Annotated in this window: 28 protein-coding genes; 26 read left to right on the top strand and 2 right to left on the bottom strand. The window is 57.7% G+C overall.

Going from position 1 to position 19,584, the window contains the following annotated elements; all coding sequences use genetic code 11:
- Window positions 1-13 precede the first annotated feature (13 nt).
- From EDD75_RS01930 to EDD75_RS01835, 22 genes are all read left to right on the top strand, one after another.
- The gene (locus tag EDD75_RS01930; RefSeq protein ID WP_123927247.1) at window positions 14-229 is read left to right on the top strand and encodes a hypothetical protein; all 216 of its coding nucleotides are present in this window, start codon (window positions 14-16) and stop codon (window positions 227-229) included.
- A gap of 68 nt (window positions 230-297) precedes the next feature.
- Window positions 298-1,320 carry a TadE/TadG family type IV pilus assembly protein gene (locus EDD75_RS01925; protein WP_123927244.1) on the top strand — a complete coding sequence of 341 codons (1,023 nt, stop codon included), beginning with the start codon at window positions 298-300 and terminating at the stop codon, window positions 1,318-1,320.
- Window positions 1,321-1,656: 336 nt separating this feature from the next.
- A complete protein-coding gene (locus tag EDD75_RS01920; RefSeq protein ID WP_123927241.1) occupies window positions 1,657-2,148 on the top strand; it encodes a hypothetical protein in 492 nt (163 codons plus the stop codon).
- A 51-nt stretch (window positions 2,149-2,199) separates the two neighbouring features.
- Entirely contained in the window at window positions 2,200-2,754 is a 555-nt protein-coding gene (locus tag EDD75_RS01915) for a hypothetical protein (protein WP_123927238.1), read from the top strand.
- A gap of 4 nt (window positions 2,755-2,758) precedes the next feature.
- Window positions 2,759-4,048, top strand: coding sequence for an RNA-guided endonuclease InsQ/TnpB family protein (locus EDD75_RS01910; RefSeq protein WP_123927235.1), 1,290 nt, complete (start codon window positions 2,759-2,761; stop codon window positions 4,046-4,048).
- 53 nt (window positions 4,049-4,101) lie between these two features.
- Window positions 4,102-4,263 (top strand): hypothetical protein, encoded by a 162-nt coding sequence (locus EDD75_RS11120; RefSeq protein WP_170157664.1) that lies wholly within the window; start codon window positions 4,102-4,104, stop codon window positions 4,261-4,263.
- 110 nt (window positions 4,264-4,373) lie between these two features.
- A complete protein-coding gene (locus EDD75_RS01905; RefSeq protein ID WP_123927232.1) occupies window positions 4,374-4,715 on the top strand; it encodes a hypothetical protein in 342 nt (113 codons plus the stop codon).
- Window positions 4,715-5,575, top strand: a complete 861-nt coding sequence (locus EDD75_RS01900) for a hypothetical protein (RefSeq protein ID WP_123927229.1) — start codon at window positions 4,715-4,717, stop codon at window positions 5,573-5,575. Before EDD75_RS01905 ends, EDD75_RS01900 begins: the two co-directional genes overlap by 1 nt.
- Window positions 5,572-6,615, top strand: a complete 1,044-nt coding sequence (locus tag EDD75_RS01895; protein ID WP_123927226.1) for a phosphodiester glycosidase family protein — start codon at window positions 5,572-5,574, stop codon at window positions 6,613-6,615. Before EDD75_RS01900 ends, EDD75_RS01895 begins: the two co-directional genes overlap by 4 nt.
- 58 nt (window positions 6,616-6,673) lie before the next feature.
- On the top strand, window positions 6,674-6,976 hold the full coding sequence (locus EDD75_RS01890; RefSeq protein ID WP_123927222.1) for an STAS-like domain-containing protein: 303 nt from the start codon (window positions 6,674-6,676) through the stop codon (window positions 6,974-6,976).
- Between the two features lie 69 nt (window positions 6,977-7,045).
- A complete protein-coding gene (locus EDD75_RS01885; RefSeq protein WP_123927219.1) occupies window positions 7,046-7,471 on the top strand; it encodes a hypothetical protein in 426 nt (141 codons plus the stop codon).
- Complete coding sequence (locus EDD75_RS11115) at window positions 7,471-8,223, top strand: hypothetical protein (RefSeq protein ID WP_170157663.1); 753 nt, start codon at window positions 7,471-7,473, stop codon at window positions 8,221-8,223. Before EDD75_RS01885 ends, EDD75_RS11115 begins: the two co-directional genes overlap by 1 nt.
- A gap of 98 nt (window positions 8,224-8,321) precedes the next feature.
- On the top strand, window positions 8,322-9,797 hold the full coding sequence (locus tag EDD75_RS01880) for a ParB/RepB/Spo0J family partition protein (RefSeq protein WP_170157662.1): 1,476 nt from the start codon (window positions 8,322-8,324) through the stop codon (window positions 9,795-9,797).
- Window positions 9,798-9,838: 41 nt separating this feature from the next.
- Window positions 9,839-10,210 (top strand): hypothetical protein, encoded by a 372-nt coding sequence (locus EDD75_RS01875; protein ID WP_123927213.1) that lies wholly within the window; start codon window positions 9,839-9,841, stop codon window positions 10,208-10,210.
- A gap of 71 nt (window positions 10,211-10,281) precedes the next feature.
- A complete protein-coding gene (locus tag EDD75_RS01870) occupies window positions 10,282-10,683 on the top strand; it encodes a hypothetical protein (RefSeq protein WP_123927210.1) in 402 nt (133 codons plus the stop codon).
- 4 nt (window positions 10,684-10,687) lie between these two features.
- Window positions 10,688-11,542 carry a hypothetical protein gene (locus tag EDD75_RS01865; RefSeq protein ID WP_123927207.1) on the top strand — a complete coding sequence of 285 codons (855 nt, stop codon included), beginning with the start codon at window positions 10,688-10,690 and terminating at the stop codon, window positions 11,540-11,542.
- A gap of 86 nt (window positions 11,543-11,628) precedes the next feature.
- A complete protein-coding gene (locus EDD75_RS01860) occupies window positions 11,629-11,808 on the top strand; it encodes a hypothetical protein (protein ID WP_123927204.1) in 180 nt (59 codons plus the stop codon).
- A gap of 45 nt (window positions 11,809-11,853) precedes the next feature.
- Window positions 11,854-12,510, top strand: coding sequence for a hypothetical protein (locus EDD75_RS01855; RefSeq protein WP_123927201.1), 657 nt, complete (start codon window positions 11,854-11,856; stop codon window positions 12,508-12,510).
- A gap of 163 nt (window positions 12,511-12,673) precedes the next feature.
- Window positions 12,674-12,838: a Flp family type IVb pilin gene (locus tag EDD75_RS01850; RefSeq protein ID WP_123927198.1), complete on the top strand. Its 165-nt coding sequence runs from the start codon at window positions 12,674-12,676 to the stop codon at window positions 12,836-12,838.
- Between the two features lie 186 nt (window positions 12,839-13,024).
- Complete coding sequence (locus EDD75_RS01845) at window positions 13,025-13,444, top strand: exoribonuclease R (protein WP_123927195.1); 420 nt, start codon at window positions 13,025-13,027, stop codon at window positions 13,442-13,444.
- Window positions 13,445-13,446: 2 nt separating this feature from the next.
- Window positions 13,447-13,668 (top strand): type II toxin-antitoxin system HicA family toxin, encoded by a 222-nt coding sequence (locus EDD75_RS01840; RefSeq protein ID WP_123927193.1) that lies wholly within the window; start codon window positions 13,447-13,449, stop codon window positions 13,666-13,668.
- Between the two features lie 108 nt (window positions 13,669-13,776).
- The gene (locus EDD75_RS01835) at window positions 13,777-13,974 is read left to right on the top strand and encodes a hypothetical protein (protein ID WP_123927190.1); all 198 of its coding nucleotides are present in this window, start codon (window positions 13,777-13,779) and stop codon (window positions 13,972-13,974) included.
- A gap of 143 nt (window positions 13,975-14,117) precedes the next feature.
- On the opposite strand, the gene EDD75_RS01830 is transcribed toward EDD75_RS01835, so the two are convergent.
- Entirely contained in the window at window positions 14,118-14,933 is an 816-nt protein-coding gene (locus tag EDD75_RS01830; protein ID WP_342780948.1) for a DUF3800 domain-containing protein, read from the bottom strand.
- A gap of 382 nt (window positions 14,934-15,315) precedes the next feature.
- Here EDD75_RS01830 and EDD75_RS01825 point away from each other — a divergent pair, with 382 nt between their 5' ends.
- The 3 genes from EDD75_RS01825 (at window position 15,316) to EDD75_RS11110 (ending at window position 18,450) form a co-directional block, all read left to right on the top strand.
- Window positions 15,316-16,320: a copper amine oxidase N-terminal domain-containing protein gene (locus tag EDD75_RS01825; protein WP_123927182.1), complete on the top strand. Its 1,005-nt coding sequence runs from the start codon at window positions 15,316-15,318 to the stop codon at window positions 16,318-16,320.
- A gap of 16 nt (window positions 16,321-16,336) precedes the next feature.
- Complete coding sequence (locus EDD75_RS01820) at window positions 16,337-18,148, top strand: hypothetical protein (protein WP_123927179.1); 1,812 nt, start codon at window positions 16,337-16,339, stop codon at window positions 18,146-18,148.
- 74 nt (window positions 18,149-18,222) lie between these two features.
- Window positions 18,223-18,450 (top strand): hypothetical protein, encoded by a 228-nt coding sequence (locus tag EDD75_RS11110; protein WP_170157660.1) that lies wholly within the window; start codon window positions 18,223-18,225, stop codon window positions 18,448-18,450.
- Here EDD75_RS11110 and EDD75_RS01810 read toward each other — a convergent pair.
- The gene (locus tag EDD75_RS01810) at window positions 18,443-18,652 is read right to left on the bottom strand and encodes a hypothetical protein (protein WP_123927173.1); all 210 of its coding nucleotides are present in this window, start codon (window positions 18,650-18,652) and stop codon (window positions 18,443-18,445) included. The genes EDD75_RS11110 and EDD75_RS01810 overlap by 8 nt on opposite strands.
- Window positions 18,653-18,704: 52 nt before the next feature.
- On the opposite strand from EDD75_RS01810, the gene EDD75_RS01805 reads away from it, so the two are divergent.
- Window positions 18,705-19,298 carry a hypothetical protein gene (locus tag EDD75_RS01805; RefSeq protein ID WP_123927170.1) on the top strand — a complete coding sequence of 198 codons (594 nt, stop codon included), beginning with the start codon at window positions 18,705-18,707 and terminating at the stop codon, window positions 19,296-19,298.
- Window positions 19,299-19,584 lie beyond the last annotated feature (286 nt).

Below are 19,584 nucleotides of genomic sequence, written 5' to 3'. Positions count from 1 at the left end.
GAGGTGAACCGGCATGCTCGGCAAGGTCAACGAAATCGCGCTGCGGGCCTGGGCGCGCCTCGAGGTTCTGAGGATCCCCCTGAGAAACGAGAGAGGGGGGATGGGGGTCGTCGAGGCTCTCCTGATTTTAGGGGTCGGCACGATCATTTTAATGGGGACCTACTTCCTGGCGAAGGACCCGATCACCAACTGGTGGAACAAGTACATCATGCCGCAGTTTCCGCAGTAATAAGAAGGAAGCCTCCGTGAAGGAGGCTTTTCTTTTTTGAGAACTTGAACGAAAGGGGGTGAACCGGCGTGCTCAAGAGACTGAGAGACGAGTCGGGCATGACTACCGTCGAGTGGCTCCTCATCTCGCCTTTCGCGCTCTTCTTTATTCTCGCCTCAATTCAGATTCTTCAGGCGCTTGTGGCCCAGAACGTCGCCGCTTCCGCGGCCAGGGAAGCCGCGCGGACCTACGCGGTCTACCACGACGCGGCGCTGGCCAGGCAGCGGGCCGACGAGGTGATCTCGGGAACCCTTCCCACGGGAAGGGAGAACTGGGCGAACGCTGCGGCCGTCGTCCAGCCGTTTCCCGGTAACTCACGTATCCCTTCCGTCCAGGAAGGCTTCGGCGTGGCTTATTCTCCCGACCTGGCCGGCGCGAAAGAGACAAAAGACGGGGCGGAGCTGCCCGTCGCCGTCACCTTGTTGCCTGTCGGCCCGAACTTGAAGGGGGTGAACCTTAGCTACCACGTGGTGGACCAGAACAAAGTCCTCGTCTGGGACGGCGCGCGGACCCCCGTGGGTGATCTGAACCAGAGGGAGAGCAAGACGGTCGATCTACGCATCCCTCAAAAAGACCTGGAACTGCTGCAAAAGGGCTTCACGCTGCGGCTCGACCTGGTGAAGGAGGGCCAGTGGTGGGCTTCTCAGAGAGGCTCGCCGTGCAGGGACGTCTCCGGGAAGGACATCTGCGCCATGCTCGATGTAAAGAAGCAGCTCGACGAGGCCAGGAAGCAGGCCGAAGAGGCTAAGAAGCAGATGGAGCAAAGCAAACAGGAAGGCGTCGCGCAGGGTCCCGCCCCGGAGCCGAAAGAAGGGCAGCTCTCGATGACGGACAAGCCCCATAAAGAGAGGGACTACGACTGCAACTTCGACCCGGAGAAAGACGTGAAGCTCTACGACGACGGCGTTTACTGCACCGCCGTGGTGGATTATCACATCAGGACCATCTGCCCGGCGCTGCCAAAATTGTTCAACCCCGACGCCAGCGCGTGGGCAAAGTGGATCGACGTGAGCGGTAAAGCCGTATTTAAGCACGAGCTCGAAACGCCTTAGAAAAACGGGGGAGCGCGAGGGGGCAGTAATCCCCTTTCAATTTATTGAGGGGATACACGGACCTTCTCGCCTCAGTTCAGGTATCTCCCGTGAAGGGGAGTAGTGGCCGTGTGGCGCGGCCTGTGGTCCTGTCGCTCCACCTGGGGTAGCACGGAGTCCACGAACCGAAGCGCAGGAGCAAAAGCCTGCGTGCATGCCCTTAAAGAGATGCCCCTCAATTTATTGAGGAGAGGACGTCACTTAGCCCCCTCCGACCGCGGCCCGGTCTTTCGGGGGCCGGGCCGCATTTTTTTTTAAGAAGATTAACAAAACCCGAAAGGAGTTGGTCTTTTCTCGATGAAGCGCATCCTTAGTCTTATTGTTTTAAGCGTCTTTTGCCTCGCTCTGGGCTTCGGCTCAGGCTGGTTCGGGGCGCGCCAGCACTACGTCGTGGCCCCGCGGAAGAAAGCCCAGGAGATGGCGAAGAAGCACCAGGAAGAGCTGAACAAGATGGTCCGGCGCGGTAAGGTCGTCTCCGTCGAACCCGACGCGATCACGGTCAAGGTCGAAAAGGGCGGCGAGGCCGGGAGGACCGTCACCTACCGGACGAACGAGTTCACTTCCGTCCAGGTGGGGATGGGCTTCGTGAACCAGCCCGGGCAGAAGGTTGATCTGACGAAGCACTTCAAGCCGGGCGACTACGTTGATTTGCTGGTGAAGGACGGCCAGGCGCTGGCCCTGCACCGGGACTTCAGGCCCGAGGAGCGACCCGCGCCTCCGGAGGGCGTGCCCGGGCAGGTGTACGGGCCGCAGGTGAGGCTGGCGCCAAACGTGGCCCCGCAGAAATAAGCAAGAAAAAGCGGTCGGGCGGAAAGCCCGGCCGCTTTTGTTTTTCGGGAGGTGTTTGCGGTGGACTGGATAATCGCGAGGCTTCTTATAAGATGGGCTGCCATTAGCCTCTCTCTATTGTTTTTGTTTAAACAATTTACAGACAACCCTGCAGTTATTATGGTCGCGCTTTTTATAGGCGGCTCACTCAGTTTCTGGTGGGAGGAAAGAGAAATAGATGATTGGATCGTGAAGGAAATCGGCGCCCTTAAAAAGAAACTTAAAGAATCGCGGCGGAAAGAGGCATTACCGTGGGAGCAGTTGACTCAGGCGGAAAGGAAGGGTCGGTTCCTGGATTTCACCCTCTCTGAAAATAATGGTTTGGTAATTAGAAAAGCGGAAGGCCGGGCGACGCCGGAAAAGTTTTCTTTAAGCCCGGCTTCGTCCCTGGACGTGGAGCTTTTTCGGCTTCGCAGCCTGGGGCGGAAGCCGCACCTGACGGTAAGGCTCAGGAACGGTACGGAGCTGGTAGGGGCGTGCCGCACCTACACCTTCACGATAACTAGGCGCAGGATGCCCTTGAATTCATTCAGGGGAGGAATGCGCCTAAAATTTATGGTAAAATAAAAACATGAAACGTACCAACGTAATCCGCGTCCTATACGCCAGAGAGCAAGCCGAATACCTCGAAATCCTGGCAGACCGCTGCGCCGCACTCTGGAATGCCGTCCAGTACAGGTGCAGGCAGTTGTTTCTCAAAGGAGAGCCCGTGCCTTCCTACGCAAAGCTGTGCTCCGAATTCAAGGAGTGCTCAGCTTACAAAGCCCTACCGTCTGACATCGGGCAGGAGATAATCAAAAAAGCGCGGAAGGCATGGGACTCCTTTTTCGCTCTCCTGCGGCTTTACCGGAAAGGCGAGTTGGAAAACCGACCGCGCCTGCCGGGCTACTGGAAGGACCGCAAGACCGGGAAACGGACCGCCAAAGTCATCCCGGTCAAGTCGCCGAAGTCGTACCGCCTGACGGCCAGAACGCTTTCGCTGACGCTGCCCGCAGACCTGAGAACCAAAAACGGACACCGGCTGGTGCTGCAGACCAGAGGCGTCCTGCGGTTCTCGGGCACGCCCAAAACCCTGGAGCTGAAGTGTGACCAGGTGAAGAAACGCTGGTACGCCCGCCAGGTCGTCGAAGTATCCAAGTCGGTCAGATCCCTCAAGCCGGAAAAGCACGCTGCCGCAGACCTGGGAGCCAGGATACTGGTCGCCCTCGCCGTGGAAGGCATGGATCAACAACTGCTCTTCTCGGGACGCGAAGTCTGGAAGGACTTCCTGTACTGGACGAAACGCATCGCCGAAGAGCAGTCGAGGCTCAACAGGTCCGGCCGCAGGACGTCCCGCAGATTGAGGCAACTCTACCGGATGAGAGCCCTGCGCCTGAAGCACGCCCTCGCCGCGCTGGCTGCAAGAGTGGCAAGAACCCTGAAGCGCCACCGCGTGACCGTTTTGCACGTCGAAGACCTGACGCACGTCCGCGACGAGATGGACTTCGGACCGAAGAACCTCCTGGTCCACAACTTCTGGGCATTCCGGATGGTGCGGAACCTGATCACACAGGCGTGCGAACGGGCCGGGATAAGGGTCGCTGCCGACGGGACCAGGGACTCCCTGACCTGCGCCGTCTGCGGGTCGAGAGTGAGAAGGTTCGCGCGGCACAAAGCCCTCTGCAGACACTGCGGTCGTACCTGGCACGCAGACGCCAACGCGGCCGCATACATGCTAAAAGTTTCGGGCTCCTCGAAGGGGCACGGGCCGGAGGCCGGCCCGGGCAAGCCGCTCCGCTACAGGTGGAATAAACACCGGTGGCAGAGCCGCGCCGAATCCGCTGCCTCGCGCAGCGGCCCGAAAGCGGCCCAAGCCGCTTGACGGGAATCCTCTGACTTCAGTCAGGGGAGGAGGTCAAAGAACCACGGGAATTAATGCTTGAGGTTGCCTTCGGTGAAAACGAAGGGGAAAGAAAGCTCGTCTGGCTTCGCCTCGACGAACAGGTGGAGAGGGTGGAAATCGAAGCCGGAGGCGTTCCACACCCGAAGTGCGTCTCGCTGCGCGAGAGGCTCCGGCGGAAAGAGAGCGGGGAATGAGACGTTTTTTCTTTGCCGCAGAGAAAGCAAAAGAAAGGCGGTCAGGCAGAAAGCCTGGCCGCTTTTGGTTCTCAAGGGGTGTTTTGCTCATGCGGTGGAGAACAAGTCGGATGCTTCTTTTGAACTGGCTTTGCCAGGTCGAAAAAGATCCTTGGGGCGAGTTTTGGTTGGGAGCGTCTTCGCTAGCTTTCGTTGCGGCTGTTCTTCTGGCGTTTCCGGGTGCGGCGGCGGCGCTCGTTTGGGATCAAATCCAGGGAACCGGAAACACCCTTTGTTTTGTGTTGAAAGCGGCTTTCTGGTTGGGAGTTGGGGCGGCAGGAGCCTGGGCCACGGCCGTATCCGGTGTATTTTGGGCGGAGCTTGTTGCGGAACGGCACGGCAAAAAGAGGAAGGGGATCACCTTGAAAGAAATACTCACTAAGAAACTCGACTTTGAGCGGTGGTGCGATTGATGGAAGCGGGACTCACGCTGTCGGTGCTTCTTTTCCTGCTACTCGTCTACTTGCCCGGAAGCCTGGCGACGGCGGTGGCCGGGCGGAAGCGCGAAGAGCGCACGGTGGCTGCGACCGTGTTTTACGGAACACTGGTCCTCGTTTTGTCGCTGTCCTTGCTGTACGCTCTCGCGCTGGCCAAGAAAAGTGACGTATTGGAGCGGTTCGTATCTTCCCTTGCCGCAGCGGCTTCCGGCAAGCCCGTGGACCTGCGCGCGGTAGGAGGTGTCTTCGCCTTGACGTACTTCGCTTCCTCGGCGGTGGGGTTGGCGGAACTGTTTTTCCTCAGCGGGCTGGTTGCCCCGCCTGGATGGATGAGGCGGTGCTTCGCTTGGCGCCCCGTGCGTCGGACGGTTCGTTTCTGTGAGCGACAACGGGAGAGGTTGCTTTCTTTGATCGCAGAAAGACAGCAGGGTGCCCGGGTCAGGCCCGGGGACCAGTTCTTGGGGATCTTCGTTCGCTTCCGGAGGGCCGGGAAGCGCCCTCTGGTGAAGATTACGTTCGCGGACGGGACACAGTACAGCGGCGAGTGCCTGTCCTACAGCTGGAACGGGAAAGAGAGCGTGTTCCTGCGCAATCTGGACGACCCCCGGAAGGTATCCCACGTCGTGTTGGAAGGCGCGCGAACCGTCGAGTTTCTGAACTTCGCAGAAATCGAGAGCGCCCGGGCGGGAGCCAGAACAAAGGAAGAACTGGAAGAGTATCTGTCCGACCTGAGGAAGAACAGGTACATACTCAACGGCATCTCGTACGGCTACGGGGACGAACTGTACGGGGATCTTATCCAGAAAATAGAGAAGAAGCTGGAGGAGCTGGGATGAGGCGCTTCTTGTTCGCTGTCGTAATCCTTTTAGCAACACTCTTACTCGCCGCGCCCGCGCTGGCGGGCGATCCCGTTTCGTATAAGACGGCAAAGATAAACGGCCACGCCGTCAGCATGGTGACCGTGGACCTTTCCGACCGGAGGGTCGAGGTGCGGCCCGTCCTGGCCAACGGGAAAACCGGGCAGGTCTCCGACCTCGCCGTGATGGCGAAGAGGGTCAACGCTATTGCCGCAGTCAACGGTACCTTCTTCAACGCCTACAGCGACATGACCTCCTGGGGCACGATCGTGATCGACGGTATACTCCACAGGGCCGGCAACTCCGGCGGGGCCATCGGGATCACCGCGGACAACCGGGTGAAGGTGGCCCACCTGCGTGTGAAAGTAGAGGGGACCATCAACGGCGGGGAAAAGTGGTTCGAGAGCTGGTACGCCTGGGACTTGAACCGCAACATAAATGATTCTCAAGCCATAGTGGTCTTCACGCCGAGCTTCGGCCAGGCCATGCGCGCGCCGGTCGCCACCACGGTCGCCGTGCGGCAGGGCAGGGTGGTTTCGATCCAGCCCGGACCGGTTTCGATCCCCTCTGACGGCTACGTGATCGGCTTCGGCCCCGGCTCCCGGCACATCGCTTCCCGGTTCAGCGTCGGGGACGCCGTGCGGGTGCGGTACGTCTTTACAGACGAGAAGGGCAACCCTTTGGACTGGGGCGACGTGCGCCACGTGATCCAGGCCGGGCCGCTCCTGGTGAGGGACGGGAAGAACGTGCTGGACCTGGCCGCCGACGGGATGCGCGAGCCCAAGTTCTTCAGGAAGGGCTCCTGGAGTTTCGTCGGGGTTAAATGGGACGAGAAGCTGGTCGTAGGCACCGTCTCCGGCGTGACGATGGGCGAGATGGCCCAGGCGGTTCAAAAATTAGGGCTGAAGGACGCGATCAGCCTGGACGGCAACGCCTCCTGCGGGCTCTACTACCGGGGCGGGTACAAGGTGAAGCCCGGGCGGAGGCTGTCGAACTGTTTGGCCGTGATCGTTCGATAAATATTGGTTCTTGTGTCTTTACGGTTTATGGTGTTAAATCGAGAAAGGAGTGGTGTAAATGATCAAAATGAAGGAATTCGGTACCCATTTGACGGGACGTGCTTTAGGCAAGAAGGTTCGCGAATTAATCTTAGGAAAAACAAAAGAGTCGACGCCGGTTCTTTTGGATTTTGCCGGGGTGCAGATGGCTTCGCATTCTTTTTGTGACGAAGCCATTGGCAAGATGCTCCAGGAATTGGAGTTCAAAGAATTCAAGCGGGCGGTAAAATTTGTTAATTGCTGTGCAGAAATCAAGTCTATCATCAAATTTGTCCTGAGAGATAGGCTTACAGAAAAAAGGACGTGTGCTACGCTGGTATAACATTGTTAATGTAGTTCGACCAAAGGCGCACGCGCGTGCGCCTTTTTGTTTTTCAGGAGGTGTTTCACCATGTTCGCCTTTCTTGCCTGGAAGTGGAAAGAGTACCGTCGCTGGCGGGACGAAGTTCTTCTCGCCGGACGACGCCCGGAGAGTCACCCGGTTGCGCTGGGCATCATAGAGCGTTTCGGCGGCGAGGGGATCACTTTCGTAGCGGCGATGTTTTTCTTCTTGTGGGTTGCCGCGTTCGTGTCATCCGCCGTCTTGCTGTTTTTCTTGAGAGTGCCTTGGGGGGCGCGGTTGGAGTATTTAGTGGCGAAAGCCGGCTTTTACTTCTTCGCATTGCTGGCCGGATCGCTTCTTGCGGAATGGTTCCTATGCTTTGCGGTTTTTCTGTGGGAGGACCTGGTTGCAGAGGCCCGTGGAGAAAAGAGGAAAACAATCACTTTCCAAGAATTTTCTCGCAAAGAAATAGATTTTGAAAGGTGGTGCGGTTAGTGGAAATCGGTCTTTCGCTGGCAAGCGTCATTTTTCTGCTTTACGTCTTATTGCCGGGCGGCGTTGTTCTTACCGTTGCAGGGCGGCGCGAAAAAGACGTCACCCTGGCAAGGATGGTATTTTATGGCACGTGGGTTTTTGCCGTAGCTTTGTTACTCTGCTGGGGTGTCGAAACGGCGAGCGACTTCCGACTGTATACCGGTTTCACCGCCAGCTTGGCGAAGTTTTCACAGGGAGAGGGGCTTCTCGATGTGCGGCCACTCGCGCCGGTTTTCTTGATTGTTTACGCGCTCGCATGTTTCATTGGGTTTGCCGAACTGTGGAGCAAAGTAGGCGTATTTCCCTCGGGGTATTGGCTCCGGGTTAAGAGGCTTTACTGGAAAGTCGCACGGCAGAAGCCCTTTGCGGCCAGGTGGGTAAAGGTTGGAAATCTGCCCGGAGACGTCTTTCTTGCCTATCGAAAGGCAGGGAAGCGCCCCTACATCAAGGGAACTCTAAAAGACGGAACCGCAGTGCAGGGCGAGTGCCTGCGTTATTCGTGGAACGGGTCGGAGAGCGTCCTTCTCCGGGACGCCGACCGCCCCGACAGCTTGATTTGGGTGCGCTTGGACGATTTTGTCAGGCTGGAATTTGCCAACATTCCGACGGCGGAGACGGCAGGTGCCTCCTTCGAAGAAACCTGGCGGTGGCGGAAAGTGCTGAACGGGATAGTGCCGGGATTGGGGGAGGAATTTTTCTCCGGCGGGATGTAGACAACGAGCAGGTCCGAAGAGCAAGGACCGACAAAGGCGCACGCGCGTGCGCCTTTTTGTTTTCTGGGAATAATCGTTTTTCGAGAGGAGCTGGTCTCGTGCCCAACGAAGTCCCCGTCTCTCTTTTAAAGCCCCACCCCAGGAACGCGGAGCTGTTTCCCGAAAAACTTCCCGACGAGCTGTGGCGGCAGATGGTCGAGGACGTCCGGGAGAACGGGATACTGAACCCCCTCATCGTCGCGCCGGACTACACCGTTCTCGCGGGACACCTGCGCTTGGAGGCGGCGAAAGAAGCCGGCCTTGCCCGCGTTCCCGTGATCATCAGAGACCTTGACCCGGAGAGCGAGGAAGCGGTCTCCCTCCTGATCCGCGACAACTTGCTGAGGAGGCAACTCTCGGACGTGCAGGTGGCGCGGCTGATCCGGAAGCTCAAGGAACTGCGCGGCGTGAAGCGCGGCGGCGACAGACGTTCGGAGGAGGCGAGATCAAACTGCCAATTTGGCAGTTTGATCGAAATAGCTAATGTAGTTGGTCTGCCGGAAAGAACCGTGTACCGCCTCGACAAACTGAACGATCTCATCCCCGACCTCCAGGCGCTGCTGGAATCCGGCAGGTGGACGGCCACCACGGTCGCGGCGATTGTCGGGTCGTTGCCGCCCGAGGAGCAGAGGGAGCTGCTCGCTTCCCTGGGCGAGTCCGGCGTCTGCGGCCTCTCCGTGAAGGAGGCCCAGGAGCTCAAGAGGGAGCTCGATATCGCCAGGAAAGAGAAGGAAGCCCTCAACAGCCGGCTGATCGAACTGGAAGAAGAAAAACAATCCCTTTCCAGTCAGTTGGCCGACATCCAGGACTCCCTTTCTTCTGTGGAAGAAGAGATCGCGGAGAAGCTGGGACGGCAGTACGAGGAAAAGCTCCGGGAAGCCCTTTCCGACCTGCAGAGGAAACTGCGGGAGAAGCAGGAGGAGGCCGAGGAGTTGCGCGCCAGGTTGAAGGAGCTCAAGACAAAGCCGGTCGAGAGGGTCGTGGAGAATGTCGTCTACCAGCGCGACCCCGCCCTGGAGGCGGAAATCGAGGCCGCCAGGAGGGAAGCGGCCAGCCTCCTTCGGGAGAAAGAAAGGATCGAGTCCCGCTTCCGGGAGCTGGCCCAGGAGAAGGAGAAGAAAGAGGCGAAGCTCCGCGCGCTCGAAGAAGAGGTGGAAAAGCTCCGCCGGTGGCTGGACAACGCGCGCAAGGAACTGGAGAAGGAGAAGAGTCGCCCGAAGCCCCCGCAGTGGTCGAAGGAGCACCTGGAGTTCCAGGGATTGGTGCAGGAAGCATCCCGAAACGCGGCCTCGCTCGCCACGGCGCTGGGCCACCTGCTGGAGAAGCACCGGGCGAGGCTTCTGGCGGCGGCCCGCGTGCGCGGCGCTCCGGGCGACGAACTGGGCGAGATGATCGAAGTCGTGGGGGACGCGCTGCTGTTCAAGGGGTTCGACGCGGCCCTGAAGGCAGCCGCTTCCAAAATAACGGAAACGTGGGAGGCCCTGGAGCCGGGAAGACCGAACCTCCAGCTGGTAAAGGGAAGGCCGGAGAGCTGAGGAGGCTACTCCGGCCTTTTCTTTTTCGGGGAGGTGAGAGGATGAAGGCCCTCGCGGCGGAGATGCTGGAGCTTATCGAGGCCCGCCACCCGTTCGGGGTCCCCGTCGGAGAGCTGGCCGAGACGCTGTACGGCGAAGACACCCACCAGAGCCGCGCCAGGGTGCGCGGCCTGGCGCGCACGCTCAGGGCGTGGGGCCATCGGGTGTACGGCGTCGGCGGGGCATACAAACTGGTTACCGACCCGGACGAACTCGCCCTGGTCTCCGAGAGGGGGAGGAGCCTGAGCCGGGGCTTCCTGCTTTTCACAAGCGACACCATCGCGGGCGTCGCGGAGCTCGGGAACCCCGACAAGGCCCTGAAGCTGCGCCGGGAGCTGAAGCGCACGCTTGCGGAACTGGCCAGGGCGCTCTAGGGCGGGAGAAAGCATGGTTCAACCAGGCGCACGCGCGTGCGCCTTTTTTCTTTTCGGGAGGTGTTACAAAGATGGACCAAAAAGTTTTACAAGCGCTCGCGGACCCTATGGTATTCGGTGCTTTGGTGGTGAGAACCGCAGACGGAGGGGTGGCGCTCCGCCCCCTCGGAGGGGAGTGGGGCAACGACATAAGGGAGGCCGTGCAGGAGGTGGCGGAGAAGTACCCGGGCTGCAAGGTGCGCCTTCTGGAACAGAAGTGCGGTCTCCGGATGTACGAAGAGTTTTTTGAGGGGATTATTCCCCGTGACCGGGTGCTTCCTTACGCGGACTACCTGCCTGAGGCGAAAGCAGCTCTGGAAGAGATAAGGCAGCAGGTACTGGATCCTCACCGGAAGGAATTTTGGAGGAGGTTTTGGGAGGAAAAAAGCGAAACGCCGGGGAAATCCTCTTCAAAAGATTTTCCAGGGAGGTAGACCGGTGCAAAAAGCCGAACTCCGCGTAGTCCGGGTCGCAGACATTGCCGAGTTCCCGACGGAACTGGGAAACAGGTGTTCGCTTCTACCGGAACTGGGGCTCAACGCTTACTACAACTCCGAAGAGGAGCTTCTGGAAGCGTTGACCAAGAGTGCACGCAAGCCGGGTAGTCTTGATATTTGCTTGCGGAACAGCCGCTGCCGGCGCTTTTACGAAGCCTTTCGGGAAGGACGCACCCCATTCAGCGACAAAGACCCCATCTGCCTGCTGGAGCACGGAGGGCGGTACTGGGTCGTAGAAGGCAAACACCGCGTCTGCCTCGCGATGAGGGCCGGGGTGGAAAACCTGGAGGCGTTCGTCTATCACCTGAAAGAGGACACCGAATCTCTGTTGCCCCACAAAGGAAAACCGGAGCGGTTCCGCTTCTATCTTTCCTTCTCTTTAGGCTCCAGGGGTCCTGAAGAGGTCCGGGGTTCGGTGGCCTACTTGTGGGTTCAAAGTCCTCCGGGGGTGATCCCCGGCAGGTTTGATTTCAGAGGGGCATGGCTTGATGCGTCTCAGGACACCCGGGGAAGGTGGACGGAGCTCTTCCCAGGGCTCCGGTACCGCGTTTTGGCCAACAAGGAACTGAAGAAACAGGGCTTCTTTCGGCGCCGGGAGCGATACTTCGTGGAGTCGGAGGTCGCGGTAGAGCCGGATCACGCAAAAACGAAGGTCTGGCTTACAGAGGTGTCTGCTGCGGAGGTTTTGGGTCCGCAGCTCGCCGGGCCTCCTTCTTTTCGCACCGTGTACCGCTTCGGCTGCTGGCGCCGGGGCCACCTGCTGCGGCTGTCCCGGACGTGGCCGAGCCTTTTCTGAAAAGGTTTTCAGGAGAAGACAAAAACAACGGAAAGTTAGCCAAACACCGGGTCTTCCCGGTTTTCACTTTCCAGGAGGTGTTTTTCGTGGTTTTTACGCGCCCGGACGCGGTACTTGTCGCTCTGAACGGTGCGTGCTTCCTGGTTTCCTTCCCGCTTTACCTCTACTTCAGGGGCTGCGACAGGCAGGGCATGTACCTGGCGGGCGGCGCCGTCGCGCTCTGCGCTGCGGCCAACGGCGCCTTATTGATCGCGAGCTGGTTGTAGGAGAAATCCTTCTGCGCGGCGAATCTCCCGTCGGGGTGGTTTGCCGTGGAGAAGGTGCTGCTCGCCATTTCGATCCCGGTGTTGATATTGGGAGCGTTGATGTGGATGCTGCACCAGCTGACAGTTGCCTGGAAAAGGCGGAAGGTCGATTTTCCGGTGGGCTGCGGAGAATTAACCGAAACTCTTTTAAAAAAGCACGGCCTCGATTATCGGATTATCCACGATTCCAGCACCGTTGGGCGTTGTGATTGGAGTCGGAGAACGATCTGGCTCGGCTACGGCGAAAAAGAGAGCCACCTTGCGGCGGTCTTTCAGGCGGCGCACGAAGTTGGGCACGCCGTCCACGGCCCGCCCCTGTTCGGCAAAGTCGTGCGCCTCTTCTGGGGTGCTTACTTCGCATGGCTGCTCGCGTGCCTGTGGAGCGGTTTTACTCATAACGAAACAGGCTGGCTTCTGGTACCGATGGCCCTCCTCTTCGGTGTTTGGACCCTTGATTCCTGGGTTGACGAACTGCGTGCCACGTGGTATGCGCGGAGAGAATTAGAAGGACTGACTGCGGACCGCGCCGCAAAAACGGCCCTTCAAGTTCACTTTTTTGCTTACTGCCTTGTATCTATTGCGCTCCCGGTGTCCTTTTCGGTGGCCCTCCTCTCTACGGGAGAACTATTCCGGCGCTTCGGCGCCCTCATGGGGGTATCTTAAGATGAACGATATTTCTCCGGCGGTCGTGGGTCTGTTCGACCAGTTCGTTTTGCTGGCGGCCCTTTTCAACGCGCTGTTCCTGTTGGCGGCAATTGTGTCGGTGTTTTAACCGGAGCTTGCGGGAGAAGCCGAAGAAAAACTTTTAGGAAGGGAGGGAGCGTTGATGAAGGAGCTCCTCAAGCGGCTGGCGACGGAAGAAGACGGCCAGGGGATGGCGGAGTACGGCTTGATCCTGGCGCTGATCGCGGTGGCGTGTATCGCGGCCCTGGTTGTCCTCGGCGGCAGGATTAAAAACAAGTTCGAAGAAGTTTCAAACAACCTTCAGTAAAAGAAAGAGAACCAGAGAAGCGAAGGGGAGGGTTGACTTCCGGTTTTCCGGTCGGGCGATGGCTTTCTGTTCGCTGCCGACCTTACGTGCCAACATTTCCAACGTACCAATATCCCGTGTCCCTCAATACAATCTGCACTGAATGTGCAGTTTGTGTTATAATGGGGAGCAAGGGAGGTTGTGAAGATGCTCGAAGAAGTCAAATTCACCTCGGCCCGGAGTTCCCTCTCGGATCTGTTCGATCAGGTGTGGCACCGGTTTCTCCCGGCCCTCGTCAAGCGGCATCAGGACGAAGAGGTTCTACTGGTGCGCCGCGACCTCCAGGAGGAGATTCTGCGGACTTACGCTTTTAAGCCGGAAGTCTTGTATGAGGAGGACGGGTCGGTTACCCTGGCGCTCAACGAACTGGAATTGGCGGTCAACGCCCCCACGCTGGAGGAGGCGATTCAGGAACTCGTCCGGGAAATGAAGGTCTACGCAGAGGATTACAGGGACCGGATTCAGCTGTTCCTCCACGCGCCCAACCGCCGGGGGCACTTTCCTTACGTCCTGAGAATCTGGCTCTGCGACAGCGACGAAGAGATCCGCTCTCTCCTGGAGGTGTAGCGGTGCCTCCGACTTTCGGCCAGCTCAAGAGATACTGCGACAAGAACGGGTGGGTGATGGTGAGGAACACCGACCACTGGTACTACGAAAAAGTGCTCCCCAACGGGGAAGTATTACGGACCAGGGTGAGCCATGCGGTCGCCAAAGAGATCCCGGGGCACTTGTGGAGGAAGATCCTGAAGCAACTAAGGACGACCGAAGAAGAATTCTGGAAGGGTATCTAAGAAACCTCCTGCTGATGGTAAAGCCGGATGAGCAGAACGCCAAAAATCTGGCGTTTTTCTTTTTTTTCGGGGTGCTGCTTCCAGACTTTTGCGAAGGGAGGTGTTACCTTGCTTAGCAGGGTGGCGTCTACCCTCTTAGACGTTTTTAACGCCCAGGCCGAGGTGCTGTGCCGGAAGATCCCCCAGTCGGTCACTTACAAAACAGATCCTATTCAGCCCGAGGTTGAAGCCCTCTGCCAGCTCGCGGAGACCATCGTGCTGGTTGAAAAAGAGAGAAACGCTCAATCCGAGCCGGATTCAGAATGAAAAATTTTTATACCACCTACTTGTTTTTTTCCCTTTGGAGTGGTAAACTGAATTTAAGTTTAAGCAAATTTACTTTCGGGGATCGTGACTACACGGTCGAGCAAAAGGAGTCTTCGAGGACTCCTTTTGCTTTTTTCTCTCTCTCAGGGAAAGATTTTGTAACCCCTTCCTGTAACACTCTGCTGTTCATATCCCACTAGCTTGTGCCACACTTTCATCGCGTACTTATTAGTTCCACGGACATACTTGGCACCAAACGCGTAGGCACACAGATCTGCGACCTCCAAACCGCAAACTACCTTTCCCTCTTGGTTAAACTTTGGGTGCCATCCCACTTCGAGAATCTTTGACCGAAACTCTCGTGCTTCGATGAACTTTGTTCCGTTCTTTAGGATTGTTTGAACGTGCTCCCACAGAGCCCGATCTTCTTCTTTCCCGCGCGCCTCGAAAAGCACAAAAGAAGGTTTCTTCACGTTCATTACTAGCCTTTCCAACATGAACGTAACGGCGAGCTTATATGGATCAGTCGGAGAAAAGTATGTATTTAGCAATTTAGCTTTATCGATGATACAAGAGACTCCTTGCCATTCTATAACTTGAAGTATGTCATCCCACAGGGCAGTATCCATATGCATCCGCTTGCTGTTGTCCAGGTACTTGTCAGAAAACGGACCCATTTTCCTTCTCATCTCCCGGCTATGAAAGCAAACTTTTTTGATACTGTTTCTGTATTTGAATGTGCCATCCGGAGGCCATAATTGTTTCTTAAGCAGATTTGTACGCTTTTGAAGGGCCACGTAGTCTTGATAACTAATTATTACGCCAAAAAGGGAAAGTATTGGCCAATTTTTATCGACTTTTGACAAGTCCCGATCCCCTGATTCGTCGACACACAATACGTATTCTGCTTTTTCCGATGGCCAATGGGTCAGGAACAATGGTCTTATACGTGACAACATATTCAAACTATTGCTCCTGTAACCGAGAACTGTTCGCTTGTGGTAACCTTTTATATACGCCACTAATTGACTGTCTAACCAGTTATTCGCCCCGATTTGAAGTTTTCCTGCCAAATAACTGGCAGAATACCCCTCCAGGATGTTTTAGTTTAAGTCTCTACTTAACCAATTTGAGCTAAAAGACCTTAAAGCCCCATAAGTTGTCGGCTTTGGTCACATCCTGGGCATGTGGCTGCGCTCCGGGCGGTGCAAAAAGAGTCCGTGCGACGTACTTCAAGAGCAGGCTGGCGTGACAATTGTCTCATCCTGCTTTTTTGTTTTTGGGGCCCGCTTTCTGGCCAAAGTGGTAAAATATAACGAAAAAAAAGGAGGATGATACCGGATGCGCAAGTTCCTAACCCTGCTTGTCGCAGTTGCAACCCTGCTGATGTTTCCCGCTTTCGCCTCCGCCAGGGTCCCCCAGCCCGGCGACCCCGGCGTGCGGGTGGCGAAGTTTTACGTGGGCCAGAAGTTCTACGAAGTCAACGGCGTCCGGCATCCGATGGACGCGGCCCCGGTAGTCAAGAACGGCCGCACCCTGCTGCCCATCCGCTACGCCGGCTACGCTTTAGGGCTTCAGGAGAGGGACGTGGCCTGGGACCCCGCGAAGAGGGAGGCGACCCTGAAGCGGCGGTGGGGCGGCGGTTCCACGGACTGCGACTACGTTGTTTTCGCCCCGAGACAGGCAAAGTTCTCGGTCAACGGCTGGCCCTACGGCAAGCTCGACCAGCCCGCGGAGGTCGCAAACGGCAGGATAATGGTCCCGATGCGGGCGGTCTGCACCGCGCTGGGCGCGTTGTGCTTCTGGGACGGCAAAGAGCGGTCTGTCACCGTGGTGACGTGGGAGAAGCCGCCGGAGCCGGTGCCCCTGACCGTGAAGGAGGTCGCGGTGCCGCGGGACAAGTGCGAAGCGACGGTCACCTACGTTGACGGGCGCACGGAGAAGGTGGCGACGGAGAGGCCTGCGCTGGCTAAAGTTCAGGGTTATCAGGACTGCTATCTTGACACAGCCGAATACTTAAAGCTCTGGGGGATCCCTGAGAGTGCGATGCTCTTTGACCCAGTAAGGGGCGGCTTCCTGGTCCGCGGCGGCGCGGGGCACGCGGCGGTTTCCATCGACAACTGCGAGAAGCCGTACGTAGCCTTCTACACGGGGGAGAAGGGCTGGTGGGGGGCGTTCTTCGACCGCTGGCCTGCAGAGAGTGACAAGAACAGCGACCCGATGTTTGTGAAGGACGGGGTGTTTTGGGGTAACAATGCAGTTGGTAATGCTTCTGCGTATTTATGGGGTGTTAGTAGCGATCTTAGTTATGATGGCCAAATGGTAGATACACACTTGAAAATTTAAAAGAGGGTGATTTTTTATGGATGAACGTAACCTGAACGAGCGGAAAAGGAGAACCGTGAAAAGAGCGGTTCTCCTTATTTTACTGGCACTTTTACTTGTCGCAGGCGTTGCCCTTGCGTGGCAGGGTGGCGGTTATTCCTCCCCCTACTCCGGCCACGAATACACGCACCGCATCCCGATCCGGTTTTACTTGAACGATGGCATCCAGACTAAGTACTTCGGCTGGCTGCAGGTGCCTACGTTCGACCTGCCGGGGGTGCCCAACAGCGGCCTGTCCGCCGCGCCGATCTCCGAGGTCAGGAGCGTCGACCCCAACTTGGCGGAGAACTACTTCGAGGCGTTCCACTGGCCCAGGGACAAGGGTTACTACCTGCTCTCTGCTGAGGAAGGCTCCTGGGGCGAAAAAGTCCTCTTCCTCAAGCCCGAGTTCACGAAGTACATCCTGGGCATCCCGCTCACCAGGAAGGAAGAGGCGGACGGCTACGCGCAATCCGTCGGGGCCTATAAGAGCAAGGACGGCTCTAAAGAGAACCCCGCGGTCTTCCCCGCGGACAACAGCGGCCCCAGGCCGCGCTTCCCGGCGGACGTTACCTGGGACGGCAAGTACTTCGCCTACGCCAAGGCGCGGCTGCCCCACATAGCAGGGAACGACGCCATCGAAGCCGGCTGGACGGAGCTTACCAGGCCCGAGGGGGCGAAGTCCGTCGCCTGGGGCACCGGCCAGATGTTCGGCTACGGCCAGGTGATGGTCTCCTACCCGCACAACGTTAAGCTGATTGTGCTCGAACCTGTCTACCTGGCGAAGAAGCCGGGCGAGAAGGACCGCTACAGGGTGCTGTGGGCCAATGACACCCCCTGGGAGGTCCCCCAGGCGCGGCTGAGGGCCTACGTCCAGGAGAAGGGCGGCAGGCCCCAGCTGGTGGCGGAGGAGATTATAAGGATGGGCACGCCTTGGGAGCAACAGAGCCTCGGCAACTGGGAGTTCTCTGTTCCGGCCTCGGCTAAAGACTATGACGTGATCGCCACGGTTGACTATTACTGGAACGGCTCTTCTTGGGTTGGGGAGCCCCTGGCCGTGAGGAACCCCAACACCGGGCAGTACGTCCTCTACGGCCAGAACGGGCACATGGAAACGAATTACGCGGATAATGTAGTGAGCAAGTCGATGACCGGTGCCCCCACCACCAACCCGAACCGGCCCGTTCAGGCGCAGGACAACGACCTGGCCGTGGTCAAGGTCGAGGTGCTCGACGAGAACCACAACCCCGTCGGGAACACCCTTCAGGAAGGCAAGGTCTACTACGTCCGGGCCACCTACCAGAGCGGGTTCGACGTTTCGGGATGGGCCAGGCTGAGGCTGTACCGCTACGACGCAAGCCAGAAGCGGATGTACGAGTACGACGGGGGAAGCGCCTACTTCGGCCCGAAGGCGACCCTCCAGAAGGACTTCGGTTCCTTCGGTTGGGGCGCAGGGACTTACACCCTGATCGCCACAATAGACTACTACAACAGCGGCGACGACCCTTCGGCCGGGTGGAAGGCCGAGAAGTTCGACGGGAAGTACGACGAGAAGACCTACGACAACAACAAAATGGCCCTGGAGATTGGGGTCGGCGAGTCCCCGCCCTACGAGCCGCAGCCGCGGGAGTACAGCCGGTCCGTCTGGTACCCGCCGCTGGTGACCAAGACGGTGCCGGTCTACAAGACGGTCTACACCGTCGAGTGGCGGGACAAGTGGATCAAGGTGCCGATCAGGTTCGAGAAGGCGAACGGGAAGGTCGTGGTGCGGCTGGCGCCGAACTCCCCACCGTCGGCGCCGGGAGATTAGAGAAGAGAGAGGGGCTGTCCCAAAAGTTAACCGGGGCAGTCCCTTCTTTTTATCGTAAATGGTGGAATAAAACCATGGGGGTGATGCTAGTGCAAAAAGAAGAGTTAAAATTCCTTATGCGTCCAGATGTTATCGAGGAAACGGCTGCGGAGGTTGTCAGGTTAATGGCGCAGAGAAATATGATCCTTTATGAAGCTCAAGAAGTTCTTAAGGTAGTCGAGTATCGACTTGGGCTGGTCAAGCTTTCTGTATCTGAAAAATCGGTCGTCGGGCAAGTTTTTTATGATCTGCCCGTCAAATAGCAGTTCCTTTAATTTGGATTTGCCACTTTCTTTCCGAAACAATTTCCGACCAACATTTGGCGAGGCTGATCAATGCCTGGCAAAGCTCTTTTGAAACTGGGTTGGCGCAGTTAGGGCATTCAAGGTGCTCTTTTTCTCGGAGGTGACGCGCATCCATTCCGAATGTCTGGCTACAGCAACTGCAAGTCAGCAGGAATTCCATTATATGTGCCTCCTTTTTTGAGTTTAATACAAGAAGATGAAAGGCGGTGCTCATGCTGCTCTATTTATACTACGCCTTGCGGATGGATTCCTTTTCCCAGGCGATTCACTTTATCAACGATTCAATGGAAGAGGATAAGAGAAATCGATTTGGCTTCGGCCAGGTGACGGTTTTCCTGGACACGCCCGAAGCGGAAGACGAGTTCGTCGAGAGGCTGCTTGCAAGCCGCAGGTTTTCCGTCGTAGGGATGGCGGAAAACGAAAGCCTTCTGGAAGCATTCAGGAAGCCTGGCGGCAACGGCTGCCGCAGTCTGCCGATCAAGGGCAGCAGGGGCGCGGAGCGGGCAGCGGAATTGGCCGTGCGGATGCTCCCAACGCCTTACCCCTCCTGGGAGGGAGACTGGGACGGCATGGTTGTGCTACGTAGACCTTCTCCTTCTACGCTGGCCGTGGTATCTGCCTGCGCGTGGGCGAGCGAGATGCTCTTCCTGGTAAGCACGATCGTCGATCCATCCCGGCACCTTTTCGTTGTGGTTCTGCGCCCCAAAGGTGTTTTGCATGAGGAGCGGGGGATTGCTCAGCATCTTGTGCAGACAAACATGGTGCGGCTGGCGCCGAACAGTCTTTCATCGCCGCCGGGGGATTAGAGGAGAGAGAGAGGCCGGGCGAACAAAGCCCGGCCGTTCTTTTTTTTCGGTGCGGGATTTGGCGCGGAAGGGCTGTTCTGGCTTCTTTTTTCAGGATGTAGAATTAGTTTTCTTGGTCTAAAAAGGGCTGCGGTTGTTAAGAACCTGAATTGTTTTCTTTCGGTGCTGGCTTGGTTGAGGAAGGCAGGAATGGGTCAACCACCCCTCAATGAATTGAGGGGCCCGGTTTGGCGGGGCCGGGGGCAACTGGGTGACCAGGCGGCAACCTTCAGGGGTTGCAGGGGTC

This window comes from Thermodesulfitimonas autotrophica, from assembly GCF_003815015.1.
GTDB lineage: Bacteria > Bacillota > Desulfotomaculia > Desulfotomaculales > Ammonificaceae > Thermodesulfitimonas > Thermodesulfitimonas autotrophica.
This window is presented reverse-complemented; position numbering and strand designations above follow the sequence as displayed.

What these genes read in the sequence shown, in the direction of transcription:
- EDD75_RS01870 (WP_123927210.1), top strand. Translation starts at nt 10,282, where the DNA reads ATGGACCAAAAAGTTTTACAAGCGCTCGCGGACCCTATGGTATTCGGT.
- EDD75_RS01820 (WP_123927179.1), top strand. Translation starts at nt 16,337, where the DNA reads ATGGATGAACGTAACCTGAACGAGCGGAAAAGGAGAACCGTGAAAAGA.
- EDD75_RS01810 (WP_123927173.1), bottom strand. Translation starts at nt 18,652, where the DNA reads ATGGAATTCCTGCTGACTTGCAGTTGCTGTAGCCAGACATTCGGAATG.
- EDD75_RS01900 (WP_123927229.1), top strand. Translation starts at nt 4,715, where the DNA reads ATGGAAGCGGGACTCACGCTGTCGGTGCTTCTTTTCCTGCTACTCGTC.
- EDD75_RS01825 (WP_123927182.1), top strand. Translation starts at nt 15,316, where the DNA reads ATGCGCAAGTTCCTAACCCTGCTTGTCGCAGTTGCAACCCTGCTGATG.
- EDD75_RS01885 (WP_123927219.1), top strand. Translation starts at nt 7,046, where the DNA reads ATGTTCGCCTTTCTTGCCTGGAAGTGGAAAGAGTACCGTCGCTGGCGG.
- EDD75_RS01910 (WP_123927235.1), top strand. Translation starts at nt 2,759, where the DNA reads ATGAAACGTACCAACGTAATCCGCGTCCTATACGCCAGAGAGCAAGCC.
- EDD75_RS01850 (WP_123927198.1), top strand. Translation starts at nt 12,674, where the DNA reads ATGAAGGAGCTCCTCAAGCGGCTGGCGACGGAAGAAGACGGCCAGGGG.
- EDD75_RS01895 (WP_123927226.1), top strand. Translation starts at nt 5,572, where the DNA reads ATGAGGCGCTTCTTGTTCGCTGTCGTAATCCTTTTAGCAACACTCTTA.
- EDD75_RS01930 (WP_123927247.1), top strand. Translation starts at nt 14, where the DNA reads ATGCTCGGCAAGGTCAACGAAATCGCGCTGCGGGCCTGGGCGCGCCTC.
- EDD75_RS01890 (WP_123927222.1), top strand. Translation starts at nt 6,674, where the DNA reads ATGATCAAAATGAAGGAATTCGGTACCCATTTGACGGGACGTGCTTTA.
- EDD75_RS11120 (WP_170157664.1), top strand. Translation starts at nt 4,102, where the DNA reads ATGCTTGAGGTTGCCTTCGGTGAAAACGAAGGGGAAAGAAAGCTCGTC.
- EDD75_RS11110 (WP_170157660.1), top strand. Translation starts at nt 18,223, where the DNA reads ATGGGGGTGATGCTAGTGCAAAAAGAAGAGTTAAAATTCCTTATGCGT.
- EDD75_RS01845 (WP_123927195.1), top strand. Translation starts at nt 13,025, where the DNA reads ATGCTCGAAGAAGTCAAATTCACCTCGGCCCGGAGTTCCCTCTCGGAT.
- EDD75_RS01905 (WP_123927232.1), top strand. Translation starts at nt 4,374, where the DNA reads ATGCTTCTTTTGAACTGGCTTTGCCAGGTCGAAAAAGATCCTTGGGGC.
- EDD75_RS01875 (WP_123927213.1), top strand. Translation starts at nt 9,839, where the DNA reads ATGAAGGCCCTCGCGGCGGAGATGCTGGAGCTTATCGAGGCCCGCCAC.
- EDD75_RS01920 (WP_123927241.1), top strand. Translation starts at nt 1,657, where the DNA reads ATGAAGCGCATCCTTAGTCTTATTGTTTTAAGCGTCTTTTGCCTCGCT.
- EDD75_RS01805 (WP_123927170.1), top strand. Translation starts at nt 18,705, where the DNA reads ATGCTGCTCTATTTATACTACGCCTTGCGGATGGATTCCTTTTCCCAG.
- EDD75_RS01830 (WP_342780948.1), bottom strand. Translation starts at nt 14,933, where the DNA reads ATGTTGTCACGTATAAGACCATTGTTCCTGACCCATTGGCCATCGGAA.